General features: G+C 70.7%; 22 protein-coding genes. 9 read left to right on the top strand and 13 right to left on the bottom strand.

Annotation, left to right across the window (positions count from 1 at the left end; translation table 11 throughout):
* The first annotated feature begins 103 nt into the window (after window positions 1-103).
* The 3 genes from OG599_RS31330 to OG599_RS31320 all read left to right on the top strand — a co-directional run bounded on the left by OG599_RS31330 (window position 104) and on the right by OG599_RS31320 (window position 3880).
* Window positions 104-1966: an ABC transporter ATP-binding protein gene (locus OG599_RS31330; protein ID WP_327179343.1), complete on the top strand. Its 1863-nt coding sequence runs from the start codon at window positions 104-106 to the stop codon at window positions 1964-1966.
* A 323-nt stretch (window positions 1967-2289) separates the two neighbouring features.
* The gene (locus tag OG599_RS31325; RefSeq protein ID WP_327179342.1) at window positions 2290-3195 is read left to right on the top strand and encodes an NADP-dependent oxidoreductase; all 906 of its coding nucleotides are present in this window, start codon (window positions 2290-2292) and stop codon (window positions 3193-3195) included.
* A gap of 34 nt (window positions 3196-3229) precedes the next feature.
* Complete coding sequence (locus OG599_RS31320) at window positions 3230-3880, top strand: hypothetical protein (RefSeq protein WP_327179341.1); 651 nt, start codon at window positions 3230-3232, stop codon at window positions 3878-3880.
* A 69-nt stretch (window positions 3881-3949) separates the two neighbouring features.
* Here OG599_RS31320 and OG599_RS31315 read toward each other — a convergent pair whose 3' ends face one another.
* On the bottom strand, window positions 3950-4543 hold the full coding sequence (locus OG599_RS31315) for a hypothetical protein (RefSeq protein ID WP_327179340.1): 594 nt from the start codon (window positions 4541-4543) through the stop codon (window positions 3950-3952).
* Window positions 4544-4601: 58 nt separating this feature from the next.
* Between OG599_RS31315 and OG599_RS31310 the strand changes: the two genes are divergently transcribed.
* Window positions 4602-5240, top strand: coding sequence for a DUF998 domain-containing protein (locus tag OG599_RS31310; protein WP_327179339.1), 639 nt, complete (start codon window positions 4602-4604; stop codon window positions 5238-5240).
* Window positions 5241-5419: 179 nt separating this feature from the next.
* Here the strand turns inward: OG599_RS31310 and OG599_RS31305 are convergent, their stop codons facing one another.
* From OG599_RS31305 to OG599_RS31280, 6 genes are all read right to left on the bottom strand, one after another.
* Window positions 5420-6448, bottom strand: a complete 1029-nt coding sequence (locus tag OG599_RS31305; RefSeq protein WP_327179338.1) for a LacI family DNA-binding transcriptional regulator — start codon at window positions 6446-6448, stop codon at window positions 5420-5422.
* A gap of 71 nt (window positions 6449-6519) precedes the next feature.
* Window positions 6520-6840, bottom strand: a complete 321-nt coding sequence (locus OG599_RS31300) for an L-rhamnose mutarotase (RefSeq protein ID WP_327179337.1) — start codon at window positions 6838-6840, stop codon at window positions 6520-6522.
* Window positions 6841-6925: 85 nt separating this feature from the next.
* The gene (rhaS, locus tag OG599_RS31295; RefSeq protein WP_327179336.1) at window positions 6926-8014 is read right to left on the bottom strand and encodes a rhamnose ABC transporter substrate-binding protein; all 1089 of its coding nucleotides are present in this window, start codon (window positions 8012-8014) and stop codon (window positions 6926-6928) included.
* Between the two features lie 169 nt (window positions 8015-8183).
* Window positions 8184-9233, bottom strand: coding sequence for an ABC transporter permease (locus tag OG599_RS31290; RefSeq protein ID WP_327179335.1), 1050 nt, complete (start codon window positions 9231-9233; stop codon window positions 8184-8186).
* Window positions 9226-10275 carry an ABC transporter permease gene (locus OG599_RS31285; protein WP_442809724.1) on the bottom strand — a complete coding sequence of 350 codons (1050 nt, stop codon included), beginning with the start codon at window positions 10273-10275 and terminating at the stop codon, window positions 9226-9228. The genes OG599_RS31290 and OG599_RS31285 overlap by 8 nt, the downstream gene beginning before the upstream one ends.
* Window positions 10276-10277: 2 nt before the next feature.
* Complete coding sequence (locus OG599_RS31280; protein WP_327179333.1) at window positions 10278-11807, bottom strand: sugar ABC transporter ATP-binding protein; 1530 nt, start codon at window positions 11805-11807, stop codon at window positions 10278-10280.
* Between the two features lie 353 nt (window positions 11808-12160).
* On the opposite strand from OG599_RS31280, the gene rhaI reads away from it, so the two are divergent.
* The 3 genes from rhaI (at window position 12161) to OG599_RS31265 (ending at window position 17177) form a co-directional block, all read left to right on the top strand.
* Window positions 12161-13327: an L-rhamnose isomerase gene (gene rhaI, locus OG599_RS31275; RefSeq protein WP_327179332.1), complete on the top strand. Its 1167-nt coding sequence runs from the start codon at window positions 12161-12163 to the stop codon at window positions 13325-13327.
* A gap of 74 nt (window positions 13328-13401) precedes the next feature.
* Window positions 13402-15447: a bifunctional aldolase/short-chain dehydrogenase gene (locus tag OG599_RS31270; protein WP_327179331.1), complete on the top strand. Its 2046-nt coding sequence runs from the start codon at window positions 13402-13404 to the stop codon at window positions 15445-15447.
* 233 nt (window positions 15448-15680) lie between these two features.
* Window positions 15681-17177 (top strand): rhamnulokinase, encoded by a 1497-nt coding sequence (locus tag OG599_RS31265; RefSeq protein ID WP_327179330.1) that lies wholly within the window; start codon window positions 15681-15683, stop codon window positions 17175-17177.
* A gap of 37 nt (window positions 17178-17214) precedes the next feature.
* Here the strand turns inward: OG599_RS31265 and OG599_RS31260 are convergent, their stop codons facing one another.
* Genes OG599_RS31260 through OG599_RS31235 form a run of 6 tightly spaced genes read right to left on the bottom strand, consistent with a single transcriptional unit; the run spans window position 17215 to window position 23551 of the window.
* Window positions 17215-18897 (bottom strand): fused response regulator/phosphatase, encoded by a 1683-nt coding sequence (locus OG599_RS31260; protein WP_327179329.1) that lies wholly within the window; start codon window positions 18895-18897, stop codon window positions 17215-17217.
* Window positions 18894-20705: a hybrid sensor histidine kinase/response regulator gene (locus OG599_RS31255; protein WP_327179328.1), complete on the bottom strand. Its 1812-nt coding sequence runs from the start codon at window positions 20703-20705 to the stop codon at window positions 18894-18896. The genes OG599_RS31260 and OG599_RS31255 overlap by 4 nt, the downstream gene beginning before the upstream one ends.
* A complete protein-coding gene (locus OG599_RS31250; protein ID WP_327179327.1) occupies window positions 20702-21922 on the bottom strand; it encodes an ATP-binding SpoIIE family protein phosphatase in 1221 nt (406 codons plus the stop codon). Before OG599_RS31250 ends, OG599_RS31255 begins: the two co-directional genes overlap by 4 nt.
* Complete coding sequence (locus tag OG599_RS31245; RefSeq protein ID WP_327179326.1) at window positions 21910-22335, bottom strand: anti-sigma regulatory factor; 426 nt, start codon at window positions 22333-22335, stop codon at window positions 21910-21912. The genes OG599_RS31250 and OG599_RS31245 overlap by 13 nt, the downstream gene beginning before the upstream one ends.
* Entirely contained in the window at window positions 22332-22709 is a 378-nt protein-coding gene (locus OG599_RS31240; RefSeq protein ID WP_266714805.1) for an STAS domain-containing protein, read from the bottom strand. Before OG599_RS31240 ends, OG599_RS31245 begins: the two co-directional genes overlap by 4 nt.
* The gene (locus tag OG599_RS31235) at window positions 22706-23551 is read right to left on the bottom strand and encodes an STAS domain-containing protein (RefSeq protein ID WP_327180255.1); all 846 of its coding nucleotides are present in this window, start codon (window positions 23549-23551) and stop codon (window positions 22706-22708) included. The genes OG599_RS31240 and OG599_RS31235 overlap by 4 nt, the downstream gene beginning before the upstream one ends.
* A gap of 473 nt (window positions 23552-24024) precedes the next feature.
* Here OG599_RS31235 and OG599_RS31230 point away from each other — a divergent pair, with 473 nt between their 5' ends.
* Together OG599_RS31230 and OG599_RS31225 are read left to right on the top strand one after the other, a co-directional pair.
* Entirely contained in the window at window positions 24025-24732 is a 708-nt protein-coding gene (locus OG599_RS31230; RefSeq protein WP_327179325.1) for a DUF2470 domain-containing protein, read from the top strand.
* Window positions 24733-24877: 145 nt separating this feature from the next.
* Complete coding sequence (locus OG599_RS31225) at window positions 24878-25075, top strand: DUF4236 domain-containing protein (RefSeq protein WP_327179324.1); 198 nt, start codon at window positions 24878-24880, stop codon at window positions 25073-25075.
* Window positions 25076-25238 lie beyond the last annotated feature (163 nt).

The raw sequence follows: 25238 nt of genomic DNA, 5'->3' as shown, positions 1-25238 counted from the left end.
GGTCCCCGCATGTGACAGAACTGGACAAAAACCCTTGGACCCCGCGGCGGTGGCTGCGGGAGACTCCGCTCTGCTCATTCACCACAGGACGAAACGGGTCGCGATGGGATCAATCGAATCGGGCGAAGGCCTACCGAGCAAAGGCTCGGTACTCCTCGCCCTCCGCTACTACACCCGGGAACTCTCCCGGCTGCGCCGGGTGGCCGCGCCCGCCCTGCTGCTGCCGGCCCTGGGCAACATCGGCCTCTACTACATCGCCCCGCTGATCGTCGCCAAGCTCGTGGGCCACGTGGTCGGGAAGGGCGGGGGCGCGACCGGTGTCGGCCCGATGCTGCCGTACGTCCTCGGGTTCGGCGGGGTCCTGCTGTTCTCGGAGGCGCTGTGGCGGATCGGACTCCACTGCCTGAACCGCGTCGAGGGCCGGGGCATCGCGCGCCTCTACGTCACCGGTATGGATGAGATCTTCGTCAAGGACTCCGCGTTCTTCCACGACAACTTCGCCGGATCGCTGACCAAGCGGGTCCTCAGTTTCGCCTCCCGCTTCGAGGAGTTCGTCGACACGCTGACGTTCTCCATCATGGGCAACCTCGTGCCGCTGGCGTTCGCCTCGGTGGTGCTGTGGAGTTACGACCCGCTGCTCGTGGTCGGCCTCCTGACGCTCATCGCGCTCACCGCGGTGATCGTGACGCCCCTGATCCGGCGCCGGCAGGCGATCGTGGCCAAGCGCGAACAGGCGGTCGCCCGGGTGTCGGGGCACGTCGCCGACAGCCTGTCGAACATGGAGACGGTCCAGTCCTTCGCGGCCGAGGACCGCGAGGCCGCCGAACACCGTTCCCGGGTCGGCGAGTTGCGCCACCTCATGGTGCGTTCCTGGGACTACGGCAACCTGCGCATCGACACCCTGGTGGCGCCGCTCTCGGTACTCACCAACGTGGTGGGCCTGATGCTCGCGATCACGCTCGCGGGCGGGGACCTCGGGGTGGAGGCGATCATCGTCGCCTTCACCTACTACGCCAACGCCACCCGGATCATGTTCGAGTTCAACCAGATCTACCGCCGTCTGGAGAGCTCGATGACGGAGGCCGCACAATTCACCGAGCTGCTGCTGCAGCCACCGACCGTCCTCGACCCACCGTCCCCCGAACCGCTGCGGAGCGAGGGTTCGGACGTCCGCTTCGAGAAGGTCACCTTCGCCCACGCGGGCGGGAAGCCGCTCTTCGACGACCTCGACCTGGACGTCGCCGGAGGGACGAAGATCGGTCTCGTCGGCCGGTCCGGCGGCGGCAAGACCACGCTCACCCGGCTCCTGCTGCGGATGGCGGACATCGAAGGGGGCCGCATCCTGATCGGCGGTCAGGACATCAGCAAGCTGCGCCGGGCCGACCTGCGCAGCAAGATCGCGTACGTCCCGCAGGACCCGGCGATGTTCCACCGCACGCTGCGGGAGAACATCGCCTTCGCCCGGCCCGGTGCCACCGACGCCGAGATCCGCCGGGCGGCCGAGGCGGCGCACGTCACGGAGTTCGCGGACGCGCTCCCGGACGGTTTCGACACCATGGTGGGCGAGCGCGGGGTGAAGCTCTCGGGCGGCCAGCGCCAGCGGGTCGCCCTCGCCCGGGCGATCCTCCGTGACGCGCCGGTCCTGCTCCTCGACGAGGCGACCAGCGCCCTGGACTCGGAGAGCGAGATCCTGGTCCAGGACGCCCTGTGGCGGCTCATGGAGGGGCGGACGGCTCTCGTGGTGGCGCACCGCCTGAGCACCGTCGCCACCATGGACCGGCTGGTGGTCCTCGACCGGGGCCGGATCGTCGAACAGGGCACGCACCAGCAGTTGCTGACCGCGGAGGGCGCCTACGCCAAGCTGTGGCAGCACCAGTCCGGCGGGTTCCTCGACGAGTCCGCCGCCCTGGATCCGGGCGCGGGAACCGCCGGAGCGTCCGTCGCCGGAGCCGTCCTGGAGGCTTAGCGGTCGGCTCCGTAGGCTCTTCGGGGGTTGACTGTGGAGTCGGTCGTGTGTGTTGGCCGGTCAGGTGCCGGGGGCGGTGAGGTGGAGGTCGTAGGCGCAGTCCGGAATGCCTTCGGGGTGCTGACGAAGCCGCCGCTGGGAAATCTCCAGCGATGCTTTCGTCCCCATGCCAGGGACCTGATCCGTGTTGCCGGCCACCACTGGGGTTTCAAACGCCTCCACACCGGCTCTGGGGCGCGCTGAACAGCGGCAGGGTGGGAATCCCGTGATCGCCAAAGGTGTTTCACCGCCCGTCAGCAGCAGTCGTGTGGAAGGGCCCTCCCGTGCGTGCCATACAGATCGATCGCTTCGGCACACCCGACGTTCTCAGTCTCGTCGATGCTCCCCAGCCTGAACCAGGGCCTGAGGAGGTGGTGATCCGGACCGTCGCGACCAGCATCAATCCGGTCGACGACAAGACGCGGGAGGGCGCCATCGGTGAGGGAACACCGCCGCTGCCGATGACGCTCGGATGGGACCTGTCAGGCATCGTGGTCGACGGCGGCAGCAGTGGGCTGCGCACCGGGGACCGCGTCATCGCGATGTCGCACCAGCTCAGCTCCGGCCGGGGAACCTGGGCGGATCTGGTCGCCCTTCCGGCGCAGGCGGTAGCCGCCGCTCCGGAGGCCGTCAGCCTGGTCGAGGCAGCAACCCTGCCGCTTCCGGGGCTGACGGCCTTGCAGACCCTGGACTGGCTTGCCGTGTCTGCTGGGGGGCGGCTGCTGGTCGCCGGTGCCGCAGGTGCAGTTGGAGGGCTGGCACTGCAGATCGCTCGCGCACGCGGCGTCGAAGTCGACGCTCTGGTCTCCAGGGACGCGCAGGTCGCGTTCGCCCATGGCCACGGCGCCGGCCTCGTCACTACCGACAGCCGCGATCTTCAAGAGCGCAGCTATGATGCAGTCTTCGACACCTTTGGGGCTTTTGTGACCGAAGCGGTGGCCGACGGCGGCCGATATGCGTCGATCGCCACCCAAGCCGGGCCGGTCCCCGACCTGTCCTCACGGGGTGTCCGCACCACCGTCAACCAAGTGCGGGAGGATGGCGCGGGACTGAACGAGCTCACCAAGCTCGTCGACCGCGGCTCTTTGCGCCTGCGCGTGCACTCCACCTTCGGCCTGCACGAGATCCAAGCCGCACACGAACGCTTCCTCCAGGGCAGCCTGGCAGGAAAGATCACCGTGACCTTCTGAGAGGCCGGTGGATCAGAAGGGCTGACTCGAGAACGTGGTGCGGATCGAGCGATTGGCGGACCTGAGGCCCGTCCACCAGCGTCAGGCTGCCGTCCTGGCCCTGTGGCGGTGGCGCGCGCCGATACTCGCGTTCGGATTGGATGCGGAGTGGGGCGTCGACCAGTCTGTGCTGGAGTCGCTGTTCCGACTGGCAGCATCACCCGCTGGTGAAGAGTCGGATCGCGCATACCGGCGAGCAATCGCCGAACTGTGCACCGCCCCGCTCTTCACATCTGAAGTTGACCCGGACACGGTCCAGCTCTTTCAGTTGGAGACCATCAGCAACCTGCTGACCTTCGGCGAAATGCTGGACAAACCTGGCGTGGAAGAAGTCGAGCGAGTGGTCGAAGCCTCGGCCGGCCTGGCGAACTACCTCGACGGTCTCGTCGAGGGCTCCTTCTACTCTCACCCCTCGGAGGAAACCCACCGCCAGTACCTCGCCGACCTGGCGGGCCGAGCGAGCGAGGGCTATTTCGCATCGCGCCACTTCGCTGTCGAGACCGCCTGCCACGGTGCTCTCGGGGTTCTCCCCGATTCAGCAGGGCTGCTCGACTCGTCCACCGGTCGCGAGTTGCTCGCGCTCTGCGAGGACTTCGGCGAAGAGCTCGTCACAACGATGCAGTGGCTCCGCATGACGGGTCACTAGCGATCGCAACGTGAGCCGGACGGCAAGTGCGGCATCTGTGACGGACGGGTGGCCTGGAACGGTGGGCTGCTACGGCCGGCGCTGGATGAACAAGCCCGGTTCGGTCTCGGCGAGGACACCCAGGCCGACCGGGCGCTTGAGCTTGTGCCGAGTGCTCTCGATGTTCTTCGGCCTGGGCGAGAGGTCCAGGGCCTGGCACAGGTCGCGGGCACGCATCGGTCCAGCAGCGTCGGCGAAGACGTCGAGGATCTGCTGGTAGGCCGGGTGGGCCGGCAGGACGGGCCACTCCTCGGCTGGCTCCGGGGTCGTCGGCGGGAGGGCGAGGAGCGTTTTGCGGGCCACCGCCAGGTTCTCGATCTCCTCGTCGAGTTCCCGCAGGCGCGTGGCGAGCTCGTCGATCTGCGTGCGGAGCTGTTCCGCGGCGGTGCCGAGTTCGCGTTCGCGTGCGTGGATTTTCGGAGCCGCCCACTTAGCCGGTGTCCGGGGGCGGCACCCGGTCGCCGCCCCCGGACCGGTGCGGATCCGCCCGGGAACCGGTAGGGCTGCCGGTCGCCGGTCGCCCGGAATCGGGTACGGCCACCGTGTCTCCGCCCGGAAACCGGTCCTGCCGCCGACCGCCCGGGAACCGGTACGGCCACTCCGGACCTCCGCCCGGCTGATCACCGCTGCCGCCTGCGTGTACAGCGAGAAGCGCGGGCCGTGCGCGTTCTACCGTTCACCGATGCGATATGTCCCCTGGTGGGTCCTCTTCTCCTCGGTGTGCGCTCCGATCCTGCTCGTCGGTGGCTGGTCGGTGTCGGCGGAGCTCGAGGGGCCCCGTTACGACCCTGCCTCGACCACCATCAGCATCCTCGCCGCCGACGGGACACGCGGGTACTGGGTGATGACGACGGCCCTGGTCGCCCTGGGCGTCTGCCATGTGGTGACCGCCTGCGGGCTGCGTCCCGCCGCTCCGTTCGGGCGGGTGGCGCTGGCGGGTGGCGGGCTCTCCGCGATGCTGCTGGCGCTCTTCCCGGCACCGGTCAGCGGCGGATCGTTCGCGCACGGGGTCGTGGTGACGGTGGGGTTCTCGCTGCTGGCGCTGTGGCCGGTGCTGGCGGCGCGACGGGAGGCGCAGCGCCGGCCGGGGCGGCTGGTCCCGGTCTCCGGCGGGACCGTGCCGTGGGGCCTGCGGCCCGGTCCCTCCGTCGGTGCGACCACCTTGATGTGGCTGGGCGGGGCGTGGTTCCTGCTCGCCCTCTTCGTGCTCGACATCGCGGGGGCGGCCGAGCGCGTCATCACGTTCGCCCAGTCGTTCTGGCCCCTCGTCGTGGTCCTCTCCTGCGCCCGGCGGATCGGCGGCCAGGAGCCCGGCCGCTGACCGGGGACGCGGCGGGCACCACCGTGAAGCCTGCTGCCGCGCCCCGTCGTACGGCGCCCGGGGTGCGGACCGGTCGCCGCACCCCGGGCGGACCGTGGCGGGGGGGGTGGATCGTCATGGTCGTGGATCGTCGTGGCGGTGGATCGTTTCAACACGCGTCGGTGGGCTCGCCGACGGAATCACCGCGGGATGAGGGTGGACTGGCGCACGACCAACTCGGGCTGGAGGACGACGCGTTCGTGCTGGTGGGCGAACGCGTCCTCGGCCGACTCCAGGAGCAGCAGCTCGGTGGCCCGCGCGCCGATGGTGAGCGCGGGCTGGCGCACCGAGGTGAGGGGGACCGTCGCCGCCGCGGCGAACTCGATGTCGTCGTACCCGACGATCGCCAGGTCTTCGGGGACCCGGACTCCGGCCGTGTACAGGGACTGCAACACCCCCAGTGCCAGCAGGTCGTTGGCGCAGAAGACACCGGTGGGGCGCTGGGCGAGTCCCAGCAGCCGGGCTCCGGCGTCGCGTCCCGCCGCGACGTCGAGACGCGCGGCGGGAACCTCCCGCATCGCCTCGGGAGGGAGGCCGGCCTCGGCGAGCGCGGTGCGGGCGCCGGTGCGCCGGTCCCGCACCTGGTTCAGGTGGTCCGGCCCGCTGACGTAGGCGAGGGAGCGGTGTCCCGCCGCCGTCAGATGACGGACCGCCAGGGCGCCGCCGGCGACGTCGTCGACGGAGACGGAGCAGCCGTCGTCGTCCCCGGCCACGCGGTCCACGAGGACGAAGGGGATGCCGTGGCGCCGGAACTCCCGGAGGTTGCTTCCGTCGGAGTCGGCCGGGGTCACCAGCACTCCGCGGACTCGCTGTTGGGCGAAGAGGCCGAGGTACTCCGCCTCGTCATGGGGGTTCTGGTCGCTGTTGCACACCATGACCCCCAGGCCGGCGGCCCGGGCCGCGCGTTCGGCTCCCCGGGCGATGTCGACGAAGAAGGGGTTGCCCATGTCGAGGACGAGCAGCGCCATGATGCGGCTTCGTCCGGCCCGGAGTTGACGGGCGTGCTCGCTGCGTACGTATCCCAGCTCCGCGATGACCCGTTTCACGTGCCGCCGGGTCTCCTCGGACACGTGTTCCGGCTTGTTGATCACGTTGGAGACGGTGCCCACCGAGACGCCTGCCTCGCGTGCCACGTCCTTGATGCTCACCGCTCTTGCGCCTGCGGCCACCGGTCTCACCCGATCCTTCGTGTCGCGTTCTCCCCTCCCGGCGGTGTCCCGCCGGGAGGGCCACCCGGTCCTCAGACGAGGTGGAAGACCTCCGTGAGCGGTCGCATGGCCGCGTCAGGTGCCTGTCCGTCGAGTGCTTCGAAGAAGTCCGCCATCTCCGTCTGCCAGCGGGCGTTCACGTCGGTGGCGTCCATGGCGGCGCGGGCCTTCTCGAAGTCGGCGGTCTCCAGGTAGCCGACCAGCAGCCCGTCCTCACGCAGGAAGAGCGAGTAGTTGCGCCAGCCCGCTTCGGTGAGTGCGGCCCGCATCTCGGCCCAGACGGGCTGGTGCCGTTGGCGGTACTCCTCGATCCGCTCGGCCCGGACCTTCAGCAGGAAGCAGACGCGCTGCATGGTGACGCCTTTCTCGGACGGGGTGGGGCCGCCCCGGCGGCCGGTCGCGGCCCCACGGTCTCTCCTGGTCGGAGGGGAGCGGGGATCAGAACTGGAACTGGTCGATGTTGTCCTTGGTGAAGACGGTCGGTACGCCGAGCGAGACGACGCCGTCCTTGCCGATGGTGAACGACCCGAGGTCGCCGGCCTTGAAGGTCTCGCCCTCCGCGCCGGTGATCTGGCCCGACTGCAGGGCGACGGCCGTGTGGGCGGCGAGCGCGCCGAGCTTGGCCGGGTCCCACAGCTCGAAGCCCTCGACGGTGCCGTTCTTGACGTACGCGCGCATGTCGTTGGGCGTGCCCAGGCCGGTCAGCTTGACCTTGCCCTTGTACTTGGAGCCGGACAGGTACTGGGCGGCGGCCTTGATGCCGACGGTGGTGGGCGAGACGATGCCCTTCAGGTTCGGGTGCTCCTGGAGGAGGCCCTGGGTCTGCTGGAAGGACTTCTGGGCGTCGTCGTCCCCGTAGGCGGTCTTGACGAGCTTGATGTCCTTGTACTCCGGCTTCTTCAGCTCGTCCTTCATGAAGTCGATCCAGGTGTTCTGGTTGGTGGCCGTCTGGGCCGCCGAGAGGATCGCGATCTCGCCCTTGCCGCCGATCTGCTTCGCCAGCAGCTGGATCTGGGTGCGGCCGAGGTCCTCGGCGCTGGCCTGGGAGACGAAGACCTGGCGGCAGTCGGTCTGGGTGTCGGAGTCGTAGGTGACGACGCTGACACCGTTCTTCATGGCCTGCTTGAGGGAGGTGCACAGGGCTCCCGGGTCCTGGGCGGACACGGCGATGGCGTTGACCTGCTGCTGGGTGAGGGTGTTGACGTAGCTCACCTGGCCGGAGGTGTCGGTGCCGCTGCTGGTGCCGACCTCCTTGTACGTGGAGCCGAGCTCTTCCAGGGCCTTCTTGCCACCGTTGTCGGAGGTGGTGAAGTAGGGGTTGTTTACCTGCTTGGGCAGGAAGGCGACCGTGAGGCCCTTCTTGGTGGCGCTGTTCGGGTCGGCCTTGCCGGTGGCGGCGGCCGGGCCGGCCTCCTTGCTCGCGGAGTCCTTGGTGGTGCCCGAGCAGGCGGTGGCGCCGAGGGCGAGGGCGGCGACGGTGGCGAGGGCGGCGCTCAGCCGGACGCTTCTGGCGGTGGCGGAGAACATGGCGGTTTCCTTTCGCTGCCGCGAGCGGCAGAGGACTGCCGGGCGGTTGCCCGAACGGTGAGGAGGTGCGCAGGGCTTAGGCCGTGTCTGACAATTCCCGCCGGGCGGTCGGCGCCCGGGACGGTACGGGCGTGTGGAGGTGCTGGGAGTACGAGCAGGTGCGGGAGGGTCAGGAGGGGCCGGGCGAGGGCACGACGGCCGTCGCGGAGGCCGTTCTCCTGCGGGCCCGCGCCTGGGCGACCTGGCGGCCGACCCGGGGAGCCAGGACGGAGATCACCAGCAGGACGCCGGTGACCACGATCTGGGACTGGGCGGAGACGTTGACCAGGCTCATGACGTTCTGCAGGGTGCCGAGCAGCAGCACACCGGCGATGGCGCCGCCGAGCGTGCCCTTGCCGCCGTCGAAGTCGATGCCACCGAGCAACACGGCGGCGATGACGGAGAGTTCGAGCCCGGTGGCGTTGTCGTAGCGGGCGCTGGCGTAGTGCAGGGCCCAGAACACGCCGGTCAGTGAGGAGATCACGCCCGTGGTCACGAACATCGAGAGCTTGAGGCGCTTGACGCGGATGCCCGCGAACCGGGCCGCGTCCTCGCTGGAGCCGGTGGCGAAGAGCGAGCGGCCGATCGGTGTGGCGTGCAGGACGAGTACGGCCACGACGAGGAGGACGACGAAGGGGATGGCGGCGTACGGGATGAAGGTGGAGCCGATCCGGCCGGCGCCGAAGTCGAGGTACTGGGTGGGGAAGTCGGTGACCGAGTCGGAGCCGAGGATGATCTGCGCGATGCCCCGGTAGGCCGCCATGGTGCCGATGGTCACGGCGAGCGAGGGCAGTCCGAGCCGGGTGACGAGCAGTCCGTTGACCAGGCCGCAGACCACGCCGAGCACCAGGCAGAGCGGGATGATCGTCTCGATCGCCATGCCGTTGTTCCAGAGCGCCCCCATGACGGCACCCGAGAGGCCGGCGGTGGAGCCGACGGAGAGGTCGACCTCGCCGGAGACGACCAGCATCGTCATGGGCAGGGCGATGAGCGCGATCGGCAGGGTGTTGCCGATGAGGAACGACAGGTTCAGCGCGTTGCCGAAGTTGTCGACGAACGAGAACGAGCAGATCAGCAGGGTCAGCAGCAGCGCACCGACCGCGGTGTCCCAGCGGACCGCCTGGCCGAGGCGGGCGAGGGCCGGGGGCTGGGCGGAGGCGTTCTTGGTGGTGTCAGACATGGCGGGCGCTCCTCATCTGTGCGGCCTTCTTGCGCAGCCCGGCGGCTACCCGCAGGGCCAGGATCCGGTCTGCGGCGATCGCGAGCAGCAGCAGGATGCCGTTGATCGCGGTGACCCAGACGGAGCTGACGCCGATGGCCGGGAGCACGCTGTTGATGGAGGTGAGCAGGAGGGCGCCGAGGGCGGCTCCGTAGACCGTGCCGGAGCCTCCGGTGAAGGCGACGCCGCCGACGACGACGGCGCTGACGACGGTGAGTTCGTACCCGTTGCCGGTGGCGGAGTCGACGTTGCCGAAGCGCGCGAGGTAGAGCGCGCCGGCGAGTCCGGCGAGCGCGCCGCAGAGCACGTACGCCGTCATGATCCGGGCCCGTACGGGGATGCCGGCGAGCCTGGCGGCCTCGGGGCTGGAGCCGAGCGCGTAGAGGTCGCGTCCGCTGTGGTAGCTGCGCAGGTAGTAGGCGACGGCGACCAGCACGACGATGGCGAGCAGGGCGAGGTAGGGCAGCACCCAGATCCCGTCGTGCCCGAAGTCGACGAAGCCGTCGGGCAGGGCGTCGGCGGTGATCTGGCGGGAGCCGACCCAGATGGAGTCGATGCCGCGGACGATGTAGAGGGTGCCGAGGGTGACGACGAGTGCGGGCACCTTGCCGAGGCTGACCAGGGCGCCGTTGAGGACGCCGAAGAGCACACCGAGGGCGACCGCGATCACGACCGCGACCAGGGGGCTCCCGCCGTCCTGGAGGTACACGCCGGCGCCGAAGGCGGAGATGCCGAGGACCGAACCGACGGAGAGGTCCACGTTGCGGGTGATGACCACCACCGCCTGGCCGACCGCGACGAGGACCAGGATGGTCGCGTTCAGCATCAGGTCCTTGACGCCCTGTTCGGACAGGAACTCGGTGTTGGAGAGCTGGGTGACGCCGAGCATCACGACGAGGACGAGGACGACGGCCAGTTCGCGGGCCTTGAACACCTTGTCGACAAGTCGTCGCGAGGCGACGGACTGGGGTGCGGGTTCGTGCCGCACCGGCTCTGCAGCCATGGTCATGCCGCGTTCCTTCCTCGGGCGGCACGGCCGGTCGCCGCCGCCATCACGGTCTCCTCGGTCGCCTCGGACCGGGGGATCTCGGCGGTCAGCCGTCCTTCGTGCATCACCAGCACCCGGTCGGCCATGCCGAGGATCTCCGGGAGGTCGGAGGAGATCATCAGTACCGCCACGCCCTCGGCCGCCAGGGAGGAGAGCAGCCGGTGCACCTCGGCCTTGGTGCCGACGTCGATGCCGCGGGTGGGTTCGTCCACGATCAGCACCTGCGGGCGGGTCGCCAGCCACTTGGCGAGGACGACCTTCTGCTGGTTGCCGCCGGAGAGGGTCTGGACGACGTCGGCGAGGCGGGCGTACTTGACCTGGAGCCTGACCGCCCAGTCGACCGCCCGGTCGCGTTCGGCGCCACGGTTCATCAGTCCGGCGCGGGTGGTCTCGGCGAAGCCGGTGAGGCCGATGTTGCGTTCGATGGACATGTCCATCACCAGGCCCTGGGCGCGGCGGTCCTCGGGTACGAGGGCGAGGCCGGCGGCCATCGCCACGCTCGGGGCTCCGGGGTTCAGCTTCTTGCCGAGGACCTCGACCTCGCCGCCGTCGAAGCGGTCGACGCCGAACACGGCGCGGGCGACCTCGCTGCGGCCCGCGCCGACCAGTCCTGCGAGGCCGACGATCTCGCCGCGGCGGACCTCGAAGGAGACGTCGGTGAAGACGCCTTCGCGGGTCAGCCGGCGCACGCTGAGGGCGACTTCGCCGATCTCGGTGACCTGCTTCGGGTACAGCTCGTCCAGGTCGCGGCCGACCATGCGGCGGACCAGGTCGTCCTCGCTCAGACCGTCGAGCGGTTCGCTGGAGATCCAGGCGCCGTCGCGAAGGGTCGTGACGCGCTGGCAGAGCGCGAAGATCTCTTCGAGGCGGTGCGAGATGAACAGCACCGCCGCACCCTGCGCGCGGAGCGCCCCTACGACACCGAACAGCCGGGCGACCTCGCTGCCGGTGAGCGCGGCGGTCGGCTCGTCCATGATCAGCACGCGGGCGTCGAAGGACAACGCCTTGGCGATCTCGACCAGTTGCTGGTCGGCGATGGAGAGGCCGCGGGCCGGCTGGTCGGGGTCGAGGTCGACTCCGAGGCGTGCGAAGAGGTCGGCCGCCGCCTGCTTGACCGCACGGTGGTCGACCCGGCCGAGGGAGCGGCGGGGCTGACGGCCCACGAAGATGTTCTCCGCGACGGACAGGTCCGGGAAGAGAGTCGGCTCCTGGTAGATCACCGCGACTCCCGCGTCGCGGGCGTCGGCCGGGCCGTGGAACTCGACGGGCTCGCCGTCCAGCAGGACGGTGCCCGTGTCGGGGCGGTGCACGCCGGCGAGTGCCTTGATCAGGGTCGACTTCCCGGCGCCGTTCTCGCCGGCGAGGGCGTGTGCCTCTCCGGCGTACAGCCGCAGCGACACGCCACGCAGGGCCCGGACGGCACCGAAGGACTTGCTCACCCCCTCCAGCGCGAGCACCGGAGTCGTCTCCGGTTCGGGGTGCGTCATGGATCTCTCCCGTGCTTGTGTCGGACGGAGGGCCCGACATGAAATGTTTCAGTGGAGTTGCCGGGAAGCTAGCCCCGCCCTGTCGAACACGTCAAGGGGTGTTCCGCACCGAACACCGCGAAACATCCGGCACCCCCGGCGGATCCACCAACCCTCCGCCCTGAACTGCGCATGCGGGAGCAGCGAGGCAGTTGTGGCCAGAGCGAAGACACGATCCGGTAACGCACCGGCTACCTCGCCGGAACTCTTGACGACCCTTGCGCGGACGACTAACTTCTCCCACGCAATGAATCGATTCATTGAATTCTTCCCGGCGGCTGCTGCTCGGGCCGCCCGCACATCCCGAGGTGGACATGCCTGACATCGCCGCAGTGAAGGCCGCACTCACCAGCCAGCGGATCGAGACACCGTCCTGGGGCTACGGCAACTCAGGTACGCGCTTCAAGGTGTTCGCGCAGGCCGGCGTGCCCCGGAACCCGTACGAGAAGCTCGACGACGCGGCGAAGGTCCACGAGTTCACCGGGATCGCGCCCGTGGTGTCCCTGCACATCCCCTGGGACCGGGTCGACGACTTCGCCGCCCTGGCCGCGTACGCCGAGGAACGCGACCTGGAACTGGGTGCGATCAACTCCAACACCTTCCAGGACGACGACTACAAGCTCGGCAGCGTCTGCCACCCGGACGCGAAAGTCCGCGCGAAGGCCCTGGGCCACCTGCTGGAGTGCGTCGACATCATGGACGCGACCGGCTCGAAGGATCTGAAGCTCTGGTTCGCGGACGGCACCAACTACCCGGGCCAGGACGACATCGCGGGCCGTCAGGACCGGCTGGCCGAAGCGCTGGCCGCGGTGTACGAACGCCTCGGCGACGACCAGCGGCTGCTGCTGGAGTACAAGTTCTTCGAGCCCGCCTTCTACACGACGGACGTGCCGGACTGGGGCACCGCGTACGCCCACTGCCTCAAGCTGGGTCCGAAGGCGCAGGTCGTCGTGGACACCGGGCACCACGCCCCGGGTACCAACATCGAGTTCATCGTCGCGACGCTGCTGCGCGAGAAGAAGCTCGGCGCCTTCGACTTCAACTCCCGCTTCTACGCCGACGACGACCTGATGGTCGGCTCGGCGGACCCCTTCCAGCTCTTCCGGATCATGCACGAGGTGGTCAAGAACGGCGGGCTGGACCCCGAGACCAACGTCAACTTCATGCTCGACCAGTGCCACAACATCGAGGCGAAGATCCCGGCCGTCATCCGCTCGGTGACGAACGTCCAGGAGGCGACCGCCAAGGCGCTGCTCGTCGACATGGACGCGCTGACCGCCGCCCAGCGCGCCGGGGACGTACTCGGCTCCAACGAGGTACTGATGGACGCCTACAACACCGATGTGCGCCCCCTCCTGCGCGAACTCCGTGAGGAGCAGGGCCTCGCACCCGACCCGGTCGCCGCCTACCGCACGTCCGGCTGGCAGGAGAAGGTCGCGGCCGACCGCGTCGGCGGCGACCAGGCCGGCTGGGGAGCCTGACACACGCGCCGACAGGCCGTGTCCGACCACCCCTCCCGCTGTCCCGCACCCCCAGATCCCGAAGGATTCCTGCCATGGCCTCCGCCATCCACTCCACGGCCGCCGCGCTGATCGCACGTTCCCGCCGTCTCGGCTCCGACCCGCGCAACACCAACTACGCGGGCGGCAACACCTCCGCGAAGGGCACCGGGACCGACCCGGCGACCGGCGGCGACGTCGAACTCCTCTGGGTCAAGGGGTCCGGCGGCGACCTCGGCACCCTCACCGAATCCGGTCTGGCGGCGCTCCGGCTGGACCGGCTGCTCACCCTCAAGAACGTGTACCCGGGAGTGGAGCGCGAGGACGAGATGGTCGCCGCCTTCGACTACTGCCTGCACGGCAGAGGCGGTGCGGCCCCCTCCATCGACACCGCGATGCACGGCCTGGTCGACGCCGCGCACGTGGACCACCTCCACCCTGACTCGGGCATCGCGCTGGCCTGCGCCTCGGACGGCGAGAAGCTGACCGCCGACTGCTTCGGCGACAAGGTCGTCTGGGTGCCCTGGCGCCGCCCCGGTTTCCAGCTCGGCCTGGACATCGCCGCGATCAAGGAGGCGAACCCGCAGGCCGTCGGCTGCGTCCTCGGCGGCCACGGCATCACCGCGTGGGGCGACACCTCCGAGGAGTGCGAGGCGAACTCGCTCTTCATCATCCGCACCGCCGAGGAGTACCTCGTGCGGAAGGGCAAGGCCGAGCCGTTCGGCCCGGTACTCCCCGGGTACGAGCCGCTGGCCGGGGCCGAGCGCCGGGAGCGCGCCGCCGCCCTGGCCCCGGTGATCCGCGGCCTGGCCTCCCAGGACCGCCCGCAGGTCGGCCACTTCGACGACACCGAGGCCGTGCTGGACTTCGTGTCCCGGGCCGGACACCCCCGGCTCGCCGCCCTCGGCACGTCCTGCCCCGACCACTTCCTCCGTACCAAGGTGCGCCCGCTGGTCCTGGACCTGCCGGCCGGCGCCCCGCTGGACGAGGCGGTCGCACGGCTGAAGGAGCTGCACCAGGAGTACCGGGCGGAGTACCGCGCGTACTACGACCGGCACGCCACCGCCGACTCCCCCGCCCTGCGCGGGGCCGACCCGGCGATCGTGCTGGTGCCGGGCGTCGGCATGTTCTCCTTCGGGAAGGACAAGCAGACCGCCCGGGTGGCCGGGGAGTTCTACCTCAACGCCATCAACGTGATGCGTGGCGCCGAGGCGGTCTCCACCTACGCGCCCATCGAGGAGTCGGAGAAGTTCCGCATCGAGTACTGGGCGCTGGAGGAGGCCAAGCTCCAGCGGATGCCGAAGCCGAAGCCGCTCGCCACCCGGGTCGCGCTCGTCACGGGTGCCGGCAGCGGCATCGGCAAGGCCATCGCGCACCGTCTCGTCGCCGAGGGCGCCTGCGTCGTCGTCGCCGACCTGAACGCGGAGACCGCCGCGGCCGTCGCCGAGGAGCTGGGCGGCCCGGACAAGGCGGTCGCCGTCACGGTGAACGTCACCTCCGAGGAGGAGATCACCGAGGCGTTCAAGGCCGCCGCGCTCGCCTTCGGCGGTGTGGACCTGGTCGTCAACAACGCCGGGATCTCCATCTCCAAGCCGCTCCTGGAGACCACGGCCAAGGACTGGGACCTCCAGCACGACATCATGGCCCGCGGTTCGTTCCTCGTCTCGCGCGAGGCCGCCCGTGTGATGACCGCGCAGGGGCTCGGCGGCGACATCGTCTACATCGCTTCCAAGAACGCCGTCTTCGCCGGACCGAACAACATCGCCTACTCCGCCACCAAGGCGGACCAGGCCCACCAGGTCCGGCTGCTCGCGGCCGAACTCGGCGGACACGGCATCCGCGTCAACGGCGTCAACCCCGACGGGGTCGTCCGGGGCTCCGGCATCTTCGCCGCGGGCTGGGGCGCCCAGCGTGCCGCGACCTACGGCATCGAGGAGGAGAAGCTCGGCGAGTTCTACGCCCAGCGCACCCTCCTCAAGCGCGAGGTGCTCCCCGAGCACGTCGCCAACGCGGTCTTCGCGCTCACCGGCGGCGACCTGACCCACACCACCGGGCTCCACGTCCCGGTCGACGCGGGCGTGGCGGCGGCCTTCCTGCGCTGACGCGCCGTCGGGGTTGTCCGGGTGTCCGCCGAACTCCGGCGGGACGCCCGGACACCCCCGGCGCCGTCTCCCCTCCCCTCCCCTCCCCTCCCCTCCCCTCCCCTCCCCTTCTCGCGCTTCCTGTTCACCGATCACCCGTTTCCTGATCACCGGTGATCGCCCTTACTTCCCGACCTTTTCCTGATCACCGATCCCCGGACCTCGATCAGCCGTTCGCCGCGGAGGCAATTCCCGTGACCACGACACCGCCCTCCTCGGCCTTCCGTTCCGCGTTCGCCGCGGTCGACCTCGGCGCCACCAGCGGACGGGTGATCCTGGGCCGGGTCGGCCCGGACGATCTCGACCTCACCGAGGTGCACCGCTTCCCCAACACTCCGGTGCGCCTGCCGGACGGACTGCGCTGGGACGTCCTCGCGCTCTTCCAGGGCATCCTCGACGGGCTGCGCGAGGCGGCCAGGTCCGGCGGCGTCAGCTCCATCGGGGTGGACACCTGGGCCGTGGACTACGGGCTCCTCGACGCCGACGGCGCTCTCCTCGGCTCGCCCCACCACTACCGGGACACCCGCACCGACGGCGTGGCCGAGCGGGTGTGGGCCGCGGTCGGGCCCGCGGAGCTGTACCGGATCACAGGGCTCCAGCATCTGCCGTTCAACACCGTGTTCCAGCTCGCCTCCGCCGCCGGGAGCGCCCAGCTGGGCGCCGCGCGCACGCTGCTCCTCGTGCCCGACCTGCTCGTCCACTGGCTGACCGGCTCCGTGGGCGCCGAGGAGACCAACGCCTCCACCACGGGCCTCTTCGACGCCCGCGCCGGCGGCTGGTCCGAGGACGTCCTCGAACCGCTCGGGATCGACCCCGCGCTGCTTCCCGCGCTGCGGGCGCCCGGTGACCCGGCCGGCACGCTGCTGCCGCATGTCGCCGCGTACGCCGGTCTGGACCCGCGTACCCCGGTGACCACCGTCGCCTCGCACGACACCGCGTCCGCCATCGTCGCCGTCCCGGCCACCGAGCCGGACTTCGCGTACATCTCCTGCGGCACCTGGTCGCTCGCGGGCCTCGAACTGGACGCTCCGGTACTGACGGAGGCGTCCAGGGCCGCCAACTTCACCAACGAGCGCGGCATCGACGGCACCATCCGCTATCTGCGGAACATCATGGGCATGTGGCTCTTCGAGGAGTGCCGGCGCACCTGGGAGCGGCAGGGGCTGCCCACGCACATCCCGGCCCTGCTCGCCGAGGCCGCCCGCGCCACGCCGTTCGCCTCGCTCATCGACCCGGACGCCCCCGAGTTCATGGCCCCCGGCGACATGCCCGGCCGTATCCAGGAGTACTGCCGCCGCACCGGCCAGCCCGCCCCCGACGGCCAGGGTCCGCTGGTCCGCTGCATCCTGGAGAGCCTCGCGCTGGCCCACCGGCGTACGCTGCGCCGGGCCGCGGAGCTGGCCGGCCGCGACATCACCCGTGTCCACCTCGTCGGAGGGGGCTCGCGCAACGACCTGCTCTGCCGGCTCACCGCCGACGCCACCGGACTGCCGGTCGTCGCCGGCCCCACCGAGGCCACCGCGCTCGGCAACATCCTCGTCCAGGCGAGGTCCGCGGGACTCGTCGGAGACCTCGCGTCGATGCGCCGCCTCGTCGCCGCCACCCAGCGCCTGCGGCACTACCGCCCCCGTGGCGACGCCGCCGCCTGGGACGCGGCCGCCGCCCGGCTGGAAGGTCACGCCGGCGGGTGAGCGCCGTCCGGTCGGGACCGGCGAGGGAAACCGGTCGTCAGCTGCCGTATCCTCCATCAGCCGTCTGGGGCGCGCCGATCCGGGCCGCCAGGATCGCGATGTCGTCCGTCTTGCCCTTGCCGAAGGTGTCCAGCAGGGTGTCGCAGAGCTCCTCCAGCTCGGGCGAGGAGACCGCGAGGGTGCGGTTGAGCGCGGCCATGCTGTCGTCGAGGTCCTCGCCCGGGACTTCGATCAGCCCGTCCGTCAGCAACAGCAGGGTCGAACCCGCGGGTACCTCGTGGGGCACGGCGGGTGCGTGCGGAAGGCTGAGTCCGAGCAGCGGGCCGTGTTCGGTGAGGTAGCGGGTGGACCCGTCGGGGTGTCGCAACAGCGGCGGGATGTGGCCCGCGTTCGCGATGTGCACACGCCGGCCGCCCGGCTCCACCAGCACCAGGCAGACGGTGACGGTGATGGCCGGTCTCAGACGGACGAGCAGGGCGTCCAGCCGGGTGAGCAGTGTCTGCGGATCGTGGCCCTCGATGGCGTACGCGCGCAGGGCGTGGCGTACCTCGCCCATGATCATGGCGGCCTTGAGGGAGTGTCCGGCGACGTCGCCGATGGCCAGGAGCAGGCCGGCCGGGGTCTCGATGGCCTCGTAGAAGTCGCCGCCGATCTCCGCGAGGTCGGCGGCCGGTTCGTAGCGGACGGCCATGTCCACACCCGGCACGTCGGGCAGCCGGTCCGGCAGGAACGTGCGCTGCAGCGCCAGCACGAGGGCGTGTTCCTCGCTGTGGCTGCGCAGCGCCTCAAGGGCCAGGGCACACGCCTGGGCGAGCTGGGAGAGGAGTTCACGGTCGTCGGCGCCGACGAGTGTCGCGGCGTCGACGGCGAGCGCGACCGGCGGGCGGCCCCGCTTGGTGCGGGCCAGGACCAGCGCCACCCGGTCGGGGAAGACGTCGGAGTGGTTGTTCCCGTCCCGGCAGGCGGCTTCCCTCCACTCGGCGCCCGACAGGAAGGCGATCTCCGTGCCGGTACCGTCGCCGAGGGCTTTCTCCGACAGGAAGTCCAGCAGGCGGGGGTCGCCGTGCGCGAGGGCGACCGGCGGCTCTCCGGCGCCCCGGGGGCGGTCGGCCTGCCGCGGCACCACGTAGACGGTCTGGCCGTCGGGACTGAGGGCGACGGCCACGGCGGGCGAGTACATCAGCGCGGCGGCTCCGGCCGCCGCCGCGTGGGTGAAGGACTCGCCGTCCCTCGCCCCGTACACGGCGAGGGTGCTGCTGTTCAGCGCGGCGACCCGGGTCGCGAGCCGCTCGGCGCGGCGGCGGGCGCGGGCGTACCGGAGGGCGGCGGTGACGGTCGCCAGGAGTTCGTCCGGGGCGATCGGTTCGGTGAGGTAGGCGTCGGCACCCCGGTGCAGCCCCTGGGTGCGGTCGCTCACCTCGATCGCCGTGGCGGAGACGTGGATGACGGGCAGATGGGCGGTCCGGGGGTCCGCCTTGATCTGCTCGCACACCTCGAATCCGCTCATGTCCGGGAGTTTCACGTCGACGATCGCCAGTTCGGGCAGCAGTGCGTCGGGTGCATTCGCGAGCAGCGCGAGGCCTTCGGCACCGTCGGCGGCCTCCACGACCGTGTGTCCGGCGCGGCGCAGCCAACTTCCCACGATGTAACGGTTGGTGTCGTTGTCGTCGAGAACCATGACCGTGGCGACCGCACTGTCCGCGTGCGGGTGGGGACTCATCTCGTGCCGCTTTCTTCGGCCCTGTGGGGGGATTCGTCCGGGGCCGGGGCCTGCTCCGGGAAGGTCCCGAACGCGTCGGCCAGCCGGGCGAGGTCCAGCGTGGACTTGTCGAGGACGGCCCGTGCGTGGGTCAGGCGTTCGTGGTCCAGCGTCTCGTCGGCGGCCGAGGTGATGACGATCACCGGGATGCCGGACAGGTCGCTGTCGCCCGCGAGTTCCGCCAGTACGTCGTAGCCGTCCATGTCGGGCATGTGCAGGTCGAGCAGGACCGCGTCGGGGTGTTCCCGGCGGATCGTGTCGGCCGCCCGGCCGCCCTCGCCCACCTCGACGACGCGGTCGGCGAGTCGCGCGAGTACGGGACGCAGGGTGCTGCGGAAGACCTCGTCGTCGTCGACGGTGACGAGGAGCGCCAGCTGTGTGGGGGCGGGGTGCCCGGCGGGCCCGGGACGGGCTCCGGTCGGAGCGGCGGGAAGCCGTACGGTGACCTCGGTGCCCTGTCCCGGGGTGCTGACGAGGACGAGGCTGCCGCCGAGGAGTTCGGTGAGGCGCCGCGCGTAGGGCAGGCCGAGTCCGGTCCCGGAGCGGCCGCGCTGGTGCGCTCCGCGCACCTGGTAGAACTCCTCGAACACCTGGTGCTGTTCCTCCGGCGGGATGCCGACGCCGGTGTCGGTCACGGTGAAGACGACCTCGGCGCCGCTTTCGCCGTTCCCTGCCGCCACGTCGAGCCGGACGGTTCCCTCCCCGGTGAACTTGAGCCCGTTGGTCAGCAGGTTGCGCAGGATGCGGGTGAGCATGACCTCGTCGCTGACGAGGGTGGCGCCCGGGTAGGGGTCGGCCACGGAGAGCGTGACGCCTTCCCCGGTCGCGTACCCCCGCAGGGTGCCGTGCAGTTGACCGAGGGTGGCGCGCAGGTCGACGGGCTCCCAGTGGGGTTCCAGACGTCCGGATTCGGCCTTGGCGACGTCGAGCAGTTCGTCGACGAGGGCGAGGAGTGTGGCGCCCGAGGCCGAGATCATCGAAATCCGCCGGCGCTGCTCCTCGTCGAGGTTCTCTCCGTCGACGTCGAGGAGCAATCGGGCCAGGCCCACCACGGAGTTCACCGGGGCGCGCAGTTCGTGGCTGACGTTGGCCCAGAACCGGGTCTTCGCCTCGCTCGCGTCGCGCAGCTGACTCGACTTCTCTTCGAGTTCGGCGTAGAGGGCCACCACACCGCGGTTGGTCTCCTCCAGTTCCTCGGACAGTTCGGAGTAGAGGGCCACCACCCCGCGGTTGGTCTCCTCCAGCTCTTCGTTGAGGCGGCGGAGCTCCTCGCGCTGGGCCCGCGACTCCTCCAGCGCGGCGATCAGGTCGATGGTCTGCGCGCGGGCGTCCTCCAGCTCCGTCGATCCCCGGTGCGCGACGAGGACGTCCTGGGCCCGCCGGAGACTGTCTGGGGTGGTGGCGCCGGCCGAGAGCTGCTGTTCGATCGTCACGGCCCGTCCCACCGGGTCGTGCAGGGTCGGTACGAGCCGGGAGGCGGCCTCGATCGACTCGCGCCCCGGGCCTGGTCCGTCCCGCCAGAGAACGGCGACCCGCAGCACCGGTGACCCGCCCGGCACCGTGCCGAAGGTGACCCTGAGTCCGGACGAGCCGAGGACGTCCCGGCCCAGCTCGCTGAGGGCGGTGGCGAGGCGTATCTGGTCCTGCCGTTCGACCCCCAGGGCTTCCGCGACCGCCTTGCCGCTGCGCCGGAGCACGAAGATGTCCTGCTCGCTGACGAGCGTGAGGGTGGCCAGAGGGGCGGCGCCTCCGGCGGTGGGATGCGTCACCACGCCCCCTTCGCGACCGCTACTCCGGCGTCGTCGCGGCGTACTCCGGCCTCGCGCAGCAGTTGGGCCGCGGCGACGAGCGGGGAGTGCGCCAGCAGGCCGGGCAGGGACGCCGGCTGCCAGCGCTCGGTCAGCCCGTCGGAGTGCATGATCACGCCGCTGTCGCGGGGAAGTTCCTGGCTGACCGTACGCAGGGTCGGGAGCTGGTGGCCGACGATGCCGGGCGCGGACAGCAGGGAGCGGCGGGTGTTCGTGGCCGGGTCGACGACGAAGGTACTGACGTTCCCCACCCCGCAGAAGGACACGGTGCGCGCACCGGGTTCGATGCGCACGACGGCGACCGCTCCCCCGCGTCCGCCGCGCAGCGCCGTGTGGATCTCCCGGATCACGCCGTCCGGGGACTGCGCGCGGCCGTCCCTGAAGGCGGTGACGGCGGCGTCGGCCGCACGGCCGGCCAGCGGCCCGTGGCCGAGGCCGTCGCAGAACATGAGCAGCAGCGCGGGATCGTCCGACGACGGGTCATCCCCCTGCTCTCCGTTCTTCGGCGCGCGTGGCATCGCGGACGGCGCCGGGGCGTCGGTGCGCGACCTGCCGAATCCGGTCAGCGCGGACCAGTCCAGGGCGTTGGGCGCCTCCCGTCCGGTGGTTCGCCGTGCCGGCCGGGGCTCCGGAACACGGACTCCGACGGGCCGGGCCGCCCAGGCGTCCCCGCACGCCTCTTCGCCGGTGATGGGCCGGGTGAGCCCCGCGACGACGGGCTCCCCCGCGGTCGCGGCCCGCCCGGCCGCGTCCTTCGTCCAGAAGCGGGCGGCCAGCACGGTTCCGCGTCCCGGCACGGAGTGGATGTCCACGGAGTCGGCGAGGCGTGTGATCGCGCCGAGCCCGATGCCGAGCGTGCCGGCCGAGGACACGCCGTCGGTCAGCGAATGGCTCACGTCGGCCATGCCCGGGCCCGCGTCGATGGTGACGATTTCGACGCCCGCGTCGTTCGCCGTACGTACCGCGCGCAGCAGCAGGGTGCCGTCCACGGCGTGCCTGTCCAGGTTGGTCGCCGCCTCGCTCACCGCGAGGGCGACCTCGGCGCAGCGCTGCTCGTCGAAGCCGAGCCGCCGCGCCAGGGTGGACGCGGCTCCTCTCGCGGCGGCCGGCAGGGAGTGGGGGTCGCGGAACCAGGCGATGTCCTGCGAGTCCAGCATCGGCAGGGTCAGCGGGCCCATTTGGTCACCGCGATCTGGGTGCCGCGGCCGACCTCGGTGTCCAGGGTGAAGTCGTCCACCAGTCGGCGTGCTCCGCTGAGGCCGAGGCCGAGACCGCCGCCGGAGGTCCATCCGTCGGTGAGCGCGAGGTCCAGGTCGGGAATGCCCGGCCCGGAGTCCTCGAAGACGGCGGTCACGCCGAGGCGGCCGTTGCGGCGGACCAGCCCGGTGCGCATGACTCCGCCACCGCCGTACACCAGGGTGTTGCGGGCGAGTTCACTGGCCGCCGTGACCAGCTTCGTCTGGTCGACCAGCGACAGCTTGCACCGCTGGGCGAGGGTGCGCACGAGTTGGCGGGCGCGGACCACGTCGTCGTTCGACGCGACCGTGACCGTCTCGTGCTCGCCCTCCGGAACGGACGGGAGCCCGCTCACGGCCGTGCCGGACGGCGGTGGTCCGAGCGGGCCAGGATGTCCAGCCCCTTCTCCAGGGTCAGGGCCGTGCGCACGCCGCCGAGTGACAGGCCCAGCTCGACCAGGGTGATGGCGACGGCGGGCCGCATGCCCACGACGACGGTCTCCGCGTCGAGCATCCGCGAGATGGCCGCCGTGGTGGCCAGCATCCTGCCCACGAAGGAGTCGACGATCTCCACCGCGGTGATGTCGATGACCACGCCGCTCGCGCCCGTGGCGACGATGCGGGCGGCGAGGTCGTCCTGCAGATCGAGGACGGTCTGGTCCTCCAGGTCCACCTGGATGGACACCAGGAGGACCTCGCCGATCTTCAGTACGGGTACGCGCTCGCTCACGCCAGGCCGCCCGAGGTGGCGAGGCCGTTGTCGGCCCGGCGCAGCGCGTGCTTCAGCGCGTCCGCGAGCGTCGCCTTGGTGACGATGTCGCCGAACTGGATGCCCAGCGCCACGATGGTCTGGGCGATCTGCGGGCGGATGCCGGAGATGGTGCACTCCGCGCCCATGAGCCGGGCGGCGACGACCGTCTTGAGCAGGTGCTGGGCGACCTCGGTGTCCACCGCGGGGACACCGGTGATGTCGATGATGGCCTGGTCGGAGCCGGTGTCGACGAGCGTCTGCAGCAGCTTCTCCATCACCACCTGGGTGCGTGCCGAGTCGAGCGTACCCACGAGCGGAACGGCGACCACGCCGTCCCACAGCTTCACGACGGGGGTGGAGAGTTCCATCAGCTGTTCGGACTGGGCGCTGATGATCTCCTCGCGCGCCCTGGCGTAGACCTCGATCGTGTACAGGCCGAGGGCGTCCAGGAGCTTGCAGAACCGCAGGTAGGCGTGGATGTCGGTGGCCGACGTGTCCACGGTCGGCGCGAGGAGCTCCTTGCAGGCGAAAACGCTGGTCGCCGTCTCCGACGGGGTGAACCCCTGGCGGGCACGGTTGCGCGACAGCTCGCCCAGGAGCGCGCGGACCTCGGCGAACTCCTCGGCGTGCGCGTCCAGGCCGCCCACGCGCATCGCCTCCACCAGAGCGGTGTACAGCTCGCGCAGTTCACGGTCCAGCTCGGCCAGGGAGACGCGCCCCCGGAGCGTGCGCGAGACCGCCTCCACCCAGGCAGCTTCCAGCGATTCACGCTCCTCGGTGAGACGTGTGACGATCCTCGCCGATATGTCTTGTTCCGCCACCACGGCGATCCCCTCCAGTTGCGTCCCGTCGATACGGGTCGTTCTTCGCAGCGTAAGCCATCATTTCGCCGCTCCGGGCGCTGCCCGGCTTGCGACGAATGCCACATGGTCCAGGGCCGTGCGAGCACCTCTCGGCAGAGGGATCGAACCACCCTCCACCCGGTCGGAGCCCGTCGGTAAACATGCCGGAGGCATGTACCTGGACACGCAGGAGGTCGCACCCCCCGCAGGCCGTTCCGTAGCGGGTTCGGCCCAGCCTCCACGCGGCGCGGACTGCCGCCGCACCACGCAGACCCCGCCTGCCCCGACATCACCGCCCCTAATCCTCCACAACCGACCCCGGTTCTTCACGCGGGAAGTCCATTTACCGGGCGGCAGGAAGAGTGCCGCTGCCACCACGGCAACGCCCATGTGATTAGGTTAGGCATACCTAAGTTCAGGTCCGCCCGAATCCACCGCTCTGGAGCACCGGTATGCGTACACACAGCAGCCAACCCACTCAGCCGACCCCTGCCGAGCGCGTGCGGTCCATCCTCCGAGCCGCCCAGTCGATGACGGTGGTGTGCGACGGCAGGCACCACGAGGTCCACCGGCTCGACGAGGACGGCGGCGCCATGGGGGCCGTCCATCTGCATGCCCCGGACGACGGCACCCTCTCGCCTTCGGCTCCGCGCATCCCCGTACGCCTGGAGCTCACCGACATCGCCCCCACCTCCGTACGCGACCGGCTGCGGGCCCGGGTCACCCTCACCGGCCTCATGGACGCCCCCTACGACGACGAGTCCCCCGCGTCGACCTGCCTGGAGTTCGGGCAGGCCGTCCTGGAGTGCGACGGAGGCCGGCACTTCGTGACGATGGAGGAGCTCGAAGCGGCGCCGCTCGACCCGACCGCCACCAGCGAGGCGGGCATGCTGATGCATCTCACGGACAGCCACCAGGAGTTGATTCCGCTCCTGGTGCGCCTGGTACGCCCGCGCCCCACGCGCGGGATGCTCCGCGCGGTCCCGCTGGCGATGGACCGCTACGGCATGACGCTGCGACTGGAGTTCCCCGGCAGCCATCAGGACGAGCGACTGCCGTTCGCCACCCCGATCACCGACCTCGAACAGGCCGGCCCCCAGATCCACGCACTCCTGTCCGCCGCCCGCCGCGCGTCCCACCTCGGCCCACTGCTCACCTGACAGGCCGCCACTCCAGCCCCAACCCGTTCGTAGCAAAAGGCAACTGACGGCACGTCATATGTGCGCGAGGTGTACATCTCCCGGATCGGGTTATCCGGATGTCACACAGAGGAGTGCCCAGGACTCCTGACAGAAGGAGACAGCGATGCCGCTCACTTTTCGGAAGAGTTTCCAGATCCTGCCCGGCGTGCGTCTCAACATCAACCGCCACTCCTGGTCCGTCACGACGGGCGGCAAGCACGGCCCGAAGCGCACCAGGAGCAGTTCCGGACGCCGCACCACGTCCATGAACCTGCCCGGCCCCTTCGGCTGGCGCAAGACCCGGCAGGCGCACCGGGGCTGACCACAGCCGTACGGAAACGGGGACCCGGTTCATCGCCGGGTCCCCGTTCTCGTGCGCGCGCACGAGCGCTCGCGAGATGCCCGCCGGAGGAGACGCCTGGGTTCACTCTTCGCGCAAGCAACGCATCGACGACGCCGCTCACGCCCCGACCGGCGCCACACCC

Source organism: Streptomyces sp. NBC_01335 (genome assembly GCF_035953295.1).
GTDB lineage: Bacteria > Actinomycetota > Actinomycetes > Streptomycetales > Streptomycetaceae > Streptomyces.
This window is presented reverse-complemented; position numbering and strand designations above follow the sequence as displayed.